This window comes from Kitasatospora sp. NPDC058218 (assembly GCF_042882445.1).
GTDB lineage: Bacteria > Actinomycetota > Actinomycetes > Streptomycetales > Streptomycetaceae > Kitasatospora.
Genome location: NZ_JBHVWC010000024.1, coordinates 109,968 through 120,792, shown reverse-complemented (window position 1 = coordinate 120,792; position 10,825 = coordinate 109,968). Strand labels below are relative to the sequence as shown.

General features: G+C 75.9%; 14 protein-coding genes and 1 pseudogene. 8 read left to right on the top strand and 7 right to left on the bottom strand.

From position 1 onward, the window contains the following. Positions 1–315 precede the first annotated feature (315 nt). Positions 316–960 (top strand): DinB family protein, encoded by a 645-nt coding sequence (locus tag ACFVYI_RS17635; RefSeq protein WP_387886247.1) that lies wholly within the window; start codon positions 316–318, stop codon positions 958–960. Between the two features lie 7 nt (positions 961–967). Here the strand turns inward: ACFVYI_RS17635 and ACFVYI_RS17630 are convergent, their stop codons facing one another. Together ACFVYI_RS17630 and ACFVYI_RS17625 are read right to left on the bottom strand one after the other, a co-directional pair. Beyond that, positions 968–1,552, bottom strand: coding sequence for a pyridoxamine 5'-phosphate oxidase family protein (locus ACFVYI_RS17630; RefSeq protein ID WP_387886244.1), 585 nt, complete (start codon positions 1,550–1,552; stop codon positions 968–970). A 222-nt stretch (positions 1,553–1,774) separates the two neighbouring features. Continuing rightward, positions 1,775–2,209: a CBS domain-containing protein gene (locus tag ACFVYI_RS17625; RefSeq protein WP_387886242.1), complete on the bottom strand. Its 435-nt coding sequence runs from the start codon at positions 2,207–2,209 to the stop codon at positions 1,775–1,777. Between the two features lie 128 nt (positions 2,210–2,337). Here ACFVYI_RS17625 and ACFVYI_RS17620 point away from each other — a divergent pair, with 128 nt between their 5' ends. From ACFVYI_RS17620 to ACFVYI_RS17590, 7 genes and pseudogenes are all read left to right on the top strand, one after another. Beyond that, positions 2,338–3,225 carry a helix-turn-helix domain-containing protein gene (locus ACFVYI_RS17620; RefSeq protein ID WP_387886240.1) on the top strand — a complete coding sequence of 296 codons (888 nt, stop codon included), beginning with the start codon at positions 2,338–2,340 and terminating at the stop codon, positions 3,223–3,225. Between the two features lie 35 nt (positions 3,226–3,260). Beyond that, a complete protein-coding gene (locus ACFVYI_RS17615; protein WP_387886238.1) occupies positions 3,261–3,683 on the top strand; it encodes a VOC family protein in 423 nt (140 codons plus the stop codon). A 7-nt stretch (positions 3,684–3,690) separates the two neighbouring features. Beyond that, positions 3,691–4,077 (top strand): MmcQ/YjbR family DNA-binding protein, encoded by a 387-nt coding sequence (locus tag ACFVYI_RS17610; RefSeq protein ID WP_387886235.1) that lies wholly within the window; start codon positions 3,691–3,693, stop codon positions 4,075–4,077. Positions 4,078–4,112: 35 nt separating this feature from the next. Further along, positions 4,113–5,237, top strand: coding sequence for a saccharopine dehydrogenase (locus tag ACFVYI_RS17605; protein WP_387886233.1), 1,125 nt, complete (start codon positions 4,113–4,115; stop codon positions 5,235–5,237). Beyond that, positions 5,234–5,860 (top strand): TetR/AcrR family transcriptional regulator, encoded by a 627-nt coding sequence (locus ACFVYI_RS17600; RefSeq protein ID WP_387886230.1) that lies wholly within the window; start codon positions 5,234–5,236, stop codon positions 5,858–5,860. The genes ACFVYI_RS17605 and ACFVYI_RS17600 overlap by 4 nt, the downstream gene beginning before the upstream one ends. 72 nt (positions 5,861–5,932) lie before the next feature. Continuing rightward, positions 5,933–6,814 (top strand): annotated as a pseudogene (gene ligD, locus ACFVYI_RS17595) (non-homologous end-joining DNA ligase); the annotation flags it as partial. A 159-nt stretch (positions 6,815–6,973) separates the two neighbouring features. After that, entirely contained in the window at positions 6,974–7,825 is an 852-nt protein-coding gene (locus ACFVYI_RS17590; RefSeq protein ID WP_387886260.1) for a DNA ligase, read from the top strand. Between the two features lie 51 nt (positions 7,826–7,876). On the opposite strand, the gene ACFVYI_RS17585 is transcribed toward ACFVYI_RS17590, so the two are convergent. The 5 genes from ACFVYI_RS17585 to ACFVYI_RS17565 all read right to left on the bottom strand — a co-directional run bounded on the left by ACFVYI_RS17585 (position 7,877) and on the right by ACFVYI_RS17565 (position 10,576). Then, positions 7,877–8,455, bottom strand: a complete 579-nt coding sequence (locus ACFVYI_RS17585) for a type 1 glutamine amidotransferase domain-containing protein (protein WP_387886227.1) — start codon at positions 8,453–8,455, stop codon at positions 7,877–7,879. Positions 8,456–8,461: 6 nt separating this feature from the next. Next, a complete protein-coding gene (locus ACFVYI_RS17580; protein ID WP_387886225.1) occupies positions 8,462–8,803 on the bottom strand; it encodes a PRC-barrel domain containing protein in 342 nt (113 codons plus the stop codon). Positions 8,804–8,808: 5 nt separating this feature from the next. Continuing rightward, on the bottom strand, positions 8,809–9,249 hold the full coding sequence (locus tag ACFVYI_RS17575; RefSeq protein ID WP_387886223.1) for a hypothetical protein: 441 nt from the start codon (positions 9,247–9,249) through the stop codon (positions 8,809–8,811). A gap of 69 nt (positions 9,250–9,318) precedes the next feature. Continuing rightward, positions 9,319–9,771: an HAD family hydrolase gene (locus ACFVYI_RS17570; RefSeq protein ID WP_387886220.1), complete on the bottom strand. Its 453-nt coding sequence runs from the start codon at positions 9,769–9,771 to the stop codon at positions 9,319–9,321. Positions 9,772–9,961: 190 nt separating this feature from the next. Further along, complete coding sequence (locus ACFVYI_RS17565; protein ID WP_387886218.1) at positions 9,962–10,576, bottom strand: GNAT family N-acetyltransferase; 615 nt, start codon at positions 10,574–10,576, stop codon at positions 9,962–9,964. Positions 10,577–10,825: the final 249 nt, after the last annotated feature.

Here is a 10,825-nt window from a genome sequence, read left to right as displayed (position 1 = left end):
AAGTAACACCCCGCCCCCGAAACGGGAGCCACCACGACAACGCCGCTGCACCCGACCGATCACCCGGTCCGGTCCAGCGGCGTCGCGGCATTCCCAGCACAACCACACCGACCAGGACCCGCCCGCGGCGAGCCGGTGCGACCGGTCGGCGAGACCCTCGTCGGCGAAGCGGGCCTCGACCCTGCGCGCACCCCTCGCCGAACTGCTCCCCCGCCGGGAAAACGCGTCGCGCGCGGGGTGGAGGGTGTGGCAGGGTGCGACGGCGCGTGCGAACCGCGCCCGCGACCTGTCGACTGTTCACCACCGGAGTTCCCGATGACGATACCGGCGCGCCTGGCTCCCCTGCTGGAGCAGTACGACTTCGCGTGCAAGCGCCTGGCCGACCGTCTGGCGGGGCCGGTCATGGACAGCGGCAACGGGACGGACGTCGCGGTCGGCCCGATGACGGACGACGAGTACCTGTGGGAGCCGGTGCCCGACTGCTGGTCGGTGCGGCGGCACGCGGACGGCCCCGGGGCGCGGGCGACGGCACTGGTCGGCGCCGGCGTCTGGGGGCGGGACACCGCCGCCGCGCCGCACCCGGAACCGGCGCCGTTCACCACCATCGCGTGGCGCCTCACTCACCTCGGCGAGATGCTGACGGTCCGGGCCGACCACACCAACGGCAGCCGGTCGTTGAGCCGGGACCAGTACCCGGTCAGCGGCGACGCCACCGCCGCGATCGCGTCCTTCCGGGCGGCGGTGGCCGCCTGGCGGTCGGCCCTGCTCGACGCCGACGACGCGGCGCTCGACACCGTCGGGCACAGCACCTACCCGTACGGCGGCGACTCGGAGGAGAAGTTCGTCGACGTCGTGTGGTGGGTCAACCAGGAAGTGCTGCACCACGGCGCCGAGATCGCGCTCCTGCGGGACCTCCACCGGGCGCAGCACTCGACCGCCCGGGCGGCCGACACCGCCTGATGGTTCGTCAGGTCGGCCTGGGCGGCAGGGGCAGCGGGAGTGCGGGCAGGCCGTCGATGCTGCTGGCGACGTGGTCCTTGCCCTCGCAGTACGCGCCGAACTCGTCCTCGGTCTTGCGGCCGAAGAACTGCGTGTGCAGATCGCGGTCGGCCCGGTAGTCCATCAGCGGGACGGCGAACCCGCAGGAGTCGCTCACCCGGTCGGCCTTCACCAGGACGATCGCCCGCAGCCCGGAGCCGTCGGCGGCCGCGTCGAAGTGCTTCAGCAGGCCGGCGAAGCGCGGGTCGTCCCGGAACACCGGCTCGCCCCGGCCGTGCACCCGGACGACGGTCGGCGGACCGTCGAAGGCGCACCACATCAGCGTGATCCGGCCGTTCTCCCGCAGATGGGCGATGGTCTCGGCGTGCGAGCCGCCGAAGTCCAGGTACGCGACGGTGAGTTCGTCGATCACGACGAGCGTGCCGGAGCGGCCCTTCGGCGAGACGTTGACGTGCCCGTCGGTGGCGAGCGGCGCGGTGGCGACGAAGTAGACGGGCTGGCTCTCGATGAAGTCCCGCAGGCGGTCGTCGATGCTCTCGTACGTCTTTCCCATGGTCGGGATTCTGCCCACATCCCGAATGGCAAGAACCTCTTGCTCGCATGTCGAGACGGTCGACGAGACGACGAGGGCGGCCGGGAGTGCCGGGGGCGGCTGGTCCGGACGCCCGGACCGGCCACGCCGGCGGCCCCCCGCGCTGCGCCGCGCGGAGGGCACCGGCCGGGGGCCGGCCCGGCTCGCCGGGGGTGCTCCCGCACCGCGCCCGGCGCGGGACGGTCACCGCATCATGTAGACGCTGTCCATGAATTCGATGATCTGCCGGTCCGTCAGGCGGTGGCCGTCGCGGTGGCCCATGGCCAGGTCCGCCTCGCTGATCATGCCGACCAGCCGCTCGCCGTCGATCACCGGAATGCGGCGGATCTGGTGCTGCTCCATCTTCTTCAGCACCGCCTCCATGGCGTCGTCGGCGCGGACGCAGTGCAGGTGCCCGGCCAGCTCCATGGCCGTCATGTCCGCCGGGTCCTTGCCCTCGGCGATACATCGCACGACGATGTCGCGGTCGGTGATGATGCCCTTCAACTTCTGGTCGTCGCCGCAGATCGGGAGAGCGCCGACGTTCATGTCGCGCATCATCATGGCGGCCTCGGCGAGCGTCTGGTCGGCGCGGATGCACTGGGCGCCGGTGTGCATGATCTCTCGGGCAGTGGTCACTGGGACTCCTTCGCAGGTCTTCCCCCCGAGTACCGGGTGTTCCGGTGCGCTCACCATAAGCAACACCTCGACCGCCCGCGAGCCCGCACGGCGGCGCCCCGGACCCGGCCGGGACCGATACTGGGGGCGTGACGCAGCAGGATCTCCCCGACCTGGTCGACGAGGCCGTGCGGGCCCGGCCGGCGACGGCGTTGCGGCCGTACGTGGCCTGGTACTCCGGCTACCGCCAACGCGGCCTGGCGCCCGCCGTGCACCGGGGCCTGCCGTCCCCGTACCTGACCTTCATCCTCACCCTGGACGAGCCGCTGACCGTCGCCGGGCACCCGGATCCGGCCCAGCCGGGCGGCGACTACGCCACCCTGCTCGGCGGGCTGCACACCTCGCCCGCCCTGATCACCCACGACGGGCGGCAGTCGGGCGTCCAGATCGCCGTCCACCCGCTGGCCGCCCGGGCGCTGCTCGGCCTGCCGGCCGGGGAGTTGGCGGGCGCGGACGTACCGGCGGACGCCGTGCTGGGGCGGGCGAGCGGGCGGCTCCAGGAGGAGCTCCAGCGGGCGGCCGGCTGGCCGGAGCGGTTCGCCGCCCTGGACGGAGCGCTGCTGCGGGCCGCACGCCCCTCGGGGCGGGTGCCGCCGGAGGTCGTCCGTGCCTGGGGGGAACTGCGGCGCAGCGGCGGGTCGCTCTCGGTGGCGGCGCTGGCGCAGGACACCGGGTGGAGCAGCCGGCACCTGCAGGAGCGGTTCCGCCGCGAGACCGGGCTCACCCCGAAGGCCGCCGCCCGGGTGATCCGGTTCGACCGGGCCCGGCGGCTGCTGGCCGCTCCCGGGCCGGCGCCCCGGCTCGCGGAGCTGGCGGTGCGCTGCGGCTACTTCGACCAGGCCCACCTGGCCCGCGAGTTCCGTGCGCTGGCCGGGTGCGCGCCGAGCGTGTGGCTGGCGGCGGAGGGCCCGGACGCGGCGAAGTTCCGAAACGTCCAAGGCGGGCCGGCGGTGGCGGCGCCAGAGTGGGAGTCCTGAGAGCGACCCGGACCGCCCCGAGGAGGCAGATCGCCATGAACAGCAAGACTCCCGCTCCGCAGGTCTGGCCCAGTCTGCGGGCCCGTGACGCCCGCGCCCTGATCCGGTTCCTGGTGGACGCCTTCGGCTTCGAGGAGGTCGTCGCGTACGGCGAGGGCGAGTTCGTCGCCCATGCCGAGCTGGCCTGGCCGGAGGGCGGTGGCGTGATGCTGGGCTCCGACCGGCCGGACGCCGAGGGCGCCGAGCCCTGGCCCGGGCGGCCCGGGACCTTCACCGGGTACGTGGTCACGGCGGAGCCGGACGCGGTGCACGCGCGCGCCGCGGCCGCCGGGGCCCGGATCACCAAGGAGCCGTTCGAGACCGAGTACGGGTCGCGGGACTTCGCGGCTGCCGACCCGGAGGGCAATCACTGGTACTTCGGCACCTACCCGGGCGCACCGCGCCCCTCGGCCGGCTGAGGCCGTGGTGACGCGGGCCGCGGGGTCGGCGGGGCCCGGAGGGGCGCCGGCCGGGGCCCCGGCGGTCGAGCGGCTGCGGGCGCTCTGCCTGGCGCTGCCGGAGGTGTCCGAGCGGGTCAGCCACGGGGAGCCGACCTGGTTCGCGGGGGCGGGTCGGCGGTCCCGGGTGTTCGTGATGCTCGCCGACCACCACCACGACGACCGCCTCGCCTTCTGGTGCCCGGCGGCGGCCGGCGTGCAGGAGTTCCTGATCGGCGAGGATCCGGAGCGGTACTTCCGGCCCCCGTACGTCGGCCACCGCGGCTGGGTCGGGGTCGGCCTCGATGCGGAGCCGGTCGACTGGGCGCGGATCGAGGACCTGGTGGGGGACGCGTACGCGCTGGTGACGGGCTGACGAGACTTTTAGGTCGAGTGACCTATTCTTGGCCCATGAACCTCACCCCGAACGTCGACGACCGCCTGACCCACGACCCCGACGGCCCCGTTCTGCTGGTCGGCGGCTACGGCACCGTCGGTGCCGAGCTGGCGCGAGCGGCCTCCGCCGACTGGCCGCTGCTGCTGACCGGCCGCTCGGAGCAGCGCGGGGGCGCGCTCGCCCGGGAGCTCCGGCGACCGGACGGCGCCCACCCGGTCACCGTCCGGCGCTGGGACCTCGCCGATCCGGAGCCGTTCGGCGCCGCCGTCCGTGCCGTGGTGGGCGTCGTCAACGACCCGGACGACCGGGTGCTGCGGGCCGCCGCCCGGGCGGGTGTGCCGTTCGTGGACGTGACCCGCTGGACGGCCCGGCTCCAGCGGGCCGCCACGGTCGCCGCCCTGCTGCGCCCGGCCGCCCCCGTTCTCCTCTCGTCCGCCTGGATGGGCGGGGTGACCAGCCTGGTCGCGGCCGCCCTGGCGGAGCGGCTCGGCGGGGCGGAGCACGTCGAGACCGCGATCCGGTGGGACCTCGGGGACCGCGCGGGAGCCGACTCGGTGGAGTTCATGGACCGGCTCGGTCTGGACTACGAGGTGGTCCACGACGGCCGCCGCCGGTCGGTGTCCCCGCTCAGCGGCGCGCGCACCGTCCTGATCGGGGAGCACGCCACCCGGGTCGCCGGGATCGACACCCCGGAGCAGTTCACCCTCCCGCTCACCCTCGGCACGACCACCGCCACCACCCGGATCGGCTTCAGCTCCCGGCTCGGCACGGCGGCGCTGCTGGCAGCCAAGCGCACCGGGTTCTTCCGCTGGGGCCGGGGCGAGTCCTGGGAGCCGGCCCGCCGAGCGCTGCTGTACTCGCCGGGCGAGGGCGGTGTGGCACGTCTGCGGATCGACGTCGCGCACGACGGGCACGGGCTGAGCGCGGTGGTCGAGGACCGGGCCGGGCAGGCGCACCTGACGGCGGTCGGCGCCCTGCTGGGCCTGCGCCGGGTGCTCGGCACGGACGGTACGGCGCCCCCGGTCGGGGTGGCGTTCCCGGAGCAGACGCCCCGCCCGGGGCTGGTCCTGGCCGACCTCGCGGCGCTGGGCGTCACGGTCGACGTCCGGAGCGAGCGGCCGGCGGGGGCCGCGGCGTGAGCGGCAAGGGCGAGCAGCGGCGGGCGCAGCTGCTGGACGCGGCCGAGGAACTGCTGGTGACCGCGGGTGGCGCCGAGCTGTCGATGCGCGCGGTCGCGGCGGCGGCCGGCGTCCGCCTGGGGCATCTGCAGTACTACTTCCCGACGCATGCGGCGCTGGTGGCCGCCGTCCTGGAGCGGGTGCTCGACCGGTCCGCACAGCGGCTCGCACCGCTGCTCGCCCCGGCGGGCCCGGCGGGTGGCGTGCCGGGTGCGGGCGAGGCCGCGGACGCGCGGGGCCCCGCCACCGACAGCACGGCCGAGGAACTGGTCAGGGCCCTGCTCGCCGAGCAGGAGGACACCCGCCTGGTCCGGCTGTTCGCCGAGCTCTGGGCCCTCGCGGCCCGCGACGAGGCCGTGTCGGGCGCCGTCCGGGCCTTCTACGCCGAGTACCGCGCGAAGGTCGCGGCCTTCCTCGCCGACCGCCGGCCCGACCTGCCCGAAGCCGCCGTCCGGGGCCGCGCCCAGGTGTTCCTGATGCTGGTCGAGGGCGCCTCGCTGTTCCGCTCCGGCCTCGCCGGCGAGCGCGAGCCGGCCGCCGACGAGGAGCTGCTCCGGACGGCCCGGGCCCTGCTCGCGCCGTAGCGGGCGGCCGGGCAGACTGACTGCGCGGGCCCGGCGAACAGGCGCGCGGGCCCGGCGCACTCGGAGGCGGCCATGCCGCAGATGGTGGTGGACGGGCGCACGATCGCCCTCTCGCACCTGGACAAGGTGTATTACCCGCGCACCGGCACGCTCAAGGGGGACGTGCTGCGCTACTACGCGGCCGTGCACACCGTGCTGCTGCCGCATCTGCGCGACCGACCGGTCTCCTTCCTGCGCTGCCCCGAGGGCGTCGAGGGCGAGGTGTTCATCGCCAAGAACCCGCCGGCCGGGACGCCCGGCTGGGTCCGCACGGTGGAGGTGCCGAGCACGAGCGGGGACCTGCGGCAGGTGGTGCTGGAGGACGGTGCGGCGCTGCTCTGGGCGGCCAACCTGGGCTGCCTGGAGCTGCACGTGCCGCAGTGGCACGCCGCCGCGCCGGGGCTGGCGGACCGGATGGTGCTGGACCTCGATCCGGGCGAGGGCGCGACCGTGCTGACCTGCCGGACGGTGGCCGGGATGCTGCGCGAGCGGCTGGCGGCGGACGGCCTCGACTGCTGGGTGAAGACGTCCGGCTCCAAGGGGCTGCACCTGCTGGTGCCGCTGGAGCCGACGCCGAGCGCGAAGGTCTCCGCCTACGCCAAGGCGCTCGCGGCCGCGCTGGAGGCGGCCCGTCCGGACCTGGTCGTGCACACCATGGCCAAGGCGCGCCGCGCCGGGCGGGTGCTGGTGGACTGGTCGCAGAACTCCGCCAAGAAGACCACCGCGGCGCCCTACACCCTCCGGGCCCGGCCCCGGCCCACCGTGTCGACGCCGGTCTCCTGGGCGGAGCTGGAAGGTGCCCGGTCGGCGCCGGACCTCGTCTTCGACATCACCGAACTCCCCCAGCGGCTCGCGGAGTTCGGAGATCTGATGGCCCCACTGCTGGACGGGGCGCAGGCCCGGCCGCTCCCCTCGCCGCCGTCGGCGGACCGGGCACCGGCCTCCCGCCCCGACCCCCCGCGCACACGCACCGGCACGCGCACGACGACGACTGCCGAGGCGAAGGCGAACACCGGCACCGGCACCGGCACCGGCACGGACGCGCCGGTGGTGCTGGAGCCGCCCGTCGAGGTGATGCGCCCGGCCGCCGTCCCGGCCGTCCCGCCGTCGGACGGGCTGGGCGGCTCGGGCGTGCAGTACGAGCTGAAGCTGGACGGCTTCCGCTGCGTGGCCTTCGCCCGCGGGGAACGCCCGCCCTACCTGCAGTCCCGGTCCGGGCGGGACCTCGCCGCCGAGTTCCCCCCGATCGCCGCCGCCGTCGCCCGGCTGCCCGCCGGGCTGGTCCTGGACGCGGAGCTGGTCGCCTGGCGGGACGGCCGGTTCGCCTTCGAGGAGCTGCTGCGCACCCGGCAGGACCGGGCCTCGGACGGCGTGACCCTCGGGCTGGTCGCCTTCGACCTGCTGGCGCTGCCCGGGCGGGACGTCCGGCGGCTGCCGCTCACCGAGCGGCGGCGGCTGCTGCTGGCCGCGCTCGCCGACGTGCCGCCACCGGTCCAGCCGGTGCTGGCCACCACCGACCGGGCGGAGGCGCTGACCTGGATGGAGCAGTTGGCCGGCACCGGCGTCGAAGGGCTGGTCTGCAAGGCGGCCGGGTCGGCCTACCGGGCGCGCGGCGCCGGCCGGCTCTGGGTCAAGTACCGGCGCAGCGACACCGTCGACGCGACCGTCCGCGCGGTCGTCGGGACGGCGGCCCGGCCGCGGGCACTGGTGCTGGAGCTGGACGACGGCCCGGTGCTGCTCTCCACCCCGCAGCTCACGGCGGTGCAGGCCCGGCAGGTGACGGAGGCGGTGGACGGGCTGCTGGGCGCACCGGTGCGCGACCCGGACCTCGGGAGCCTGCGGCCGCTGACCGCTCCGCTGCGGGCCGAGGTGACCGTCACCGGCCGGCCACCGACGGCGACCTTCGTCCGGCTGCGGGGCGACTGAACCGCGTGGTGCCCACGGGCGCCGGGGGATCGCCCCGGCGGGTGGACGGCGTCAGTGCCGCCGGGCCGCGGCCGCGTGGGCGAACTCCGTCACCACGGTGTCGTTGAACACCGGGAGGTCGTCCGGCCCCCGGCTGGAGACCAGGACGCCGAGGCCTTCCCGGCAGACGTGGACCTCCTCGTCGACCCAGTGCGCGCCCGCGTTGACCAGGTCGGTGCGCACGCTCGGCCACGAGGTGAGGGTGCGGCCCCGCACCGCGTCCGCCTCCACCAGCGTCCACGGACCGTGGCAGATCACCGCCACCGGCCGGCCGGACGCGCACAGGGCGCGGACGAAGGCGACGGCCGCCCGGTCCGTGCGCAGGAGGTCGGGGTTGGCGACTCCGCCGGGCAGGACCAGTCCGTCGTACCGCTCCGGGCCCACCTCGCCGACGACGTCGTCGACCGCGAAGGTGTCGGCGGGCACGAAGTGCCGAACGGCCCGCACCCGCCCGGGCTGCGTCGACAGCAGCCGGGGCGTGCCGCCCGCCTCGGCCACGGCCTGCCAGGGAGAGGTCAGCTCGACCTGCTCGACGCCCTCCGTCGCGACCAGGAAGGCGACGGTCCGGCCGGTGAGGGCGACCAGCGTCACGGTCGCTCAGTCCGCGTGACGCGCGCCCGGCGCCGAACGGCCGCGCGGACCCGGTCCGCCCCCGCCGGCTTCGACGACGACGGCGGACGGCGGGACGGAGCGGACCCGGGCGCGCGGGCAGTCCAGGTGGACCACCAGTTCCAGATGGTCGATCCGGGCCACCAGGCCCACCGGGACGGGCACCCGGGTGCCCGGCACCCACACCCCGGAATCGACCAGCAGATGGTCGCCCGCATCCCGTTCGACCCGGCCGAGCGGGCCGTCCGTCCCCTCCACCTCGTAGCCGACCAGGGTCATGTCGGCGGCGGGGTGGGAGGCCGGGCGGTACTCCCACAGTGCGGTGGTCATCGCGCTCACGCCTCCGGCTGGTCCCAGGGCCGGCGCTCGCGGCCCTCGGGCCGGTCGCGCCCGTCGGGGCGGTCACGACCCTCGGGGCGGTCGCCGTCCAGGAGGTCCGCCGGGTGCGGCCCGCCGGCACGGCGTCGGCGCAGCAGGACCGCCACCACGGCCGCCACGCCCACGCTGATCGTCCAGACCAGGACGACGGCGATCAGCACGGGCACGGTCGGGGTGCGCACACCGATGCTCAGACAGATCGCGGACATCACCAGCGCCGTCATCACCACGCCGGGCGGCAGTCGGCGCCCCGCGCGGCGCAGCCCGACCCGGACCCGACCCGGCTGTTTGACCCCCATCGTGCTCAACCGGCGGTCCAGGCGGGAGTCCTGGCGCAGATCGCTCTCGATTTCCTCCAGGAGCCGCCGCTCCCGTCCGCTCAACGCGGGTCCGTCCATCTCGGTCACCTCCGACGCTACCGGTGACGCCGTCCTCGGCTCCGGGCGGTTGCCCGGATCGGGTGGGCGTCAACCGCTCCGACCGGCCGGTGCGGCCGGAGCCGTCGGGCGGCAGTCACCGAAGGCCCTGGGTCGGGCCAGCAGGCTGTCGTCCAACACGCGCAACAGGGCGGCGACGTCGCGGTGCACCTCGGCCGCGCCCGCCGCCCGCAGCTCGGAACCGGTCCCGCCGTCGCCCTCCACCGCGACGCACGGCACCTGCGCGCGGTGTGCCACCTGCACCTCGCGCATGCTCGCGGCGACGAACACCGCGTGCTCGGGCGTCCCGTCGACCAGGTCGAGGGCCGCGCGGACCGGGTCCCCGCCCCGGGCGCCCACGGCCAGCGCGGGTGCCCGGACCGGTGGCGGCCCGATCAGCAACACCGTCCAGCCTCGCGCCGCGCATTCGTGCAGCAACTCTTCGGAGCCGGGCGACGCAACGCGCCAGTCGGTACCGAAGAGTGCTGCCGAGATGACCGTCATGGCCCACCGTCCCCGTTCCGCACCGCACACGGACGCGCCCTTCCAGACTAGGCCTCCACCCCCGTCGCGCGCCCGGGCACAGGTCTGCCGGGGCCGCATCGGGCAGGTTTTCACGACCGGGAGCACACGGTCGGCCGGGGCGGGGCGGCGGACCGGCGCAGCGGTCACGCGCTCCGGCCGACCGGCCGGATCAACCGAGCGACCGGGCCGGCGGCTCGGGGTCGGTGGCGAGGCGGGCGTGCAGGTGCTCGTCGTGGTAGACGCCGTCGCCGTAGTGGTGGCTGTCGCGCAGCGTGCCCTCGGCGGGGTAGCCGCAGCGCTCGGCCACCCGGCAGGAGGCGTCGTTGCCGACCGCGTGGGCGATCTCGATCCGGCGGGTGTCGGCCGTGGCGATGCCCCAGCGGGTGACGGCCAGGGTCGCCCTGGTCGCGAGGCCGCGACCGCGGGCGGCCGGGAGCATCCAGTAACCGACCATCGCGAGCCCGTCGGCCCGGTCGACCCAGCGCAGCGCGGAGTTGCCCAGCAGCGTGCCGTCGGCGGCGTCGACCACGGCGAAGGCGGCCGCGTTACCGGCGGCCCAGCCGGCGTCGCAGCGGTCGAGATAGGCCTCGGCCCCGGCCCGGTCGGTGGCGCGGATCGGGTTCCACCGGGCGATCGCCGGATCGGCGGCGGCCGCGAGCAGGCCGGCGACCGGACCGCCCCGGAGCTCGGTCAGCCGGCCCCAGGGGCGGAGCAGGACGTCGCCCAGGTCGAGCGTGACGGGGGTGAAGGCCCGCTGGTCGGGGGTGGTCTTCTCGGTACTCATCCGGTCTTCCTATCCCGTTCCCGGCGCGCTCGCCAGCGAATTTACCCGCCGGCGACCGCCCCCACCTGCGGAACCGCGGCGAAGGCGGGGCGGAGGCGGCGGGGCGGAGGGCGGCGTGGCGGGCCGGGGGCGGACACCCCCGGCCCGTACCGGGCTGGGCCTACCGCCCCCACCACGGTACGGCCCGGGCCGGCCCGGTTCAGCTCCGGGCGGTCTGCACCACCGAGAGCTCGAACGACTGCTTGTTGT

Excerpts from the sequence above, each read along its gene's own strand:
- ACFVYI_RS17615 (WP_387886238.1), top strand. The coding sequence starts at position 3,261 with ATGAACAGCAAGACTCCCGCTCCGCAGGTCTGGCCCAGTCTGCGGGCC.
- ACFVYI_RS17575 (WP_387886223.1), bottom strand. The coding sequence starts at position 9,249 with ATGGACGGACCCGCGTTGAGCGGACGGGAGCGGCGGCTCCTGGAGGAA.
- ACFVYI_RS17590 (WP_387886260.1), top strand. The coding sequence starts at position 6,974 with ATGCGCCCGGCCGCCGTCCCGGCCGTCCCGCCGTCGGACGGGCTGGGC.
- ACFVYI_RS17605 (WP_387886233.1), top strand. The coding sequence starts at position 4,113 with ATGAACCTCACCCCGAACGTCGACGACCGCCTGACCCACGACCCCGAC.
- ACFVYI_RS17630 (WP_387886244.1), bottom strand. The coding sequence starts at position 1,552 with ATGGGAAAGACGTACGAGAGCATCGACGACCGCCTGCGGGACTTCATC.
- ACFVYI_RS17565 (WP_387886218.1), bottom strand. The coding sequence starts at position 10,576 with ATGAGTACCGAGAAGACCACCCCCGACCAGCGGGCCTTCACCCCCGTC.
- ACFVYI_RS17580 (WP_387886225.1), bottom strand. The coding sequence starts at position 8,803 with ATGACCACCGCACTGTGGGAGTACCGCCCGGCCTCCCACCCCGCCGCC.
- ACFVYI_RS17635 (WP_387886247.1), top strand. The coding sequence starts at position 316 with ATGACGATACCGGCGCGCCTGGCTCCCCTGCTGGAGCAGTACGACTTC.
- ACFVYI_RS17570 (WP_387886220.1), bottom strand. The coding sequence starts at position 9,771 with ATGACGGTCATCTCGGCAGCACTCTTCGGTACCGACTGGCGCGTTGCG.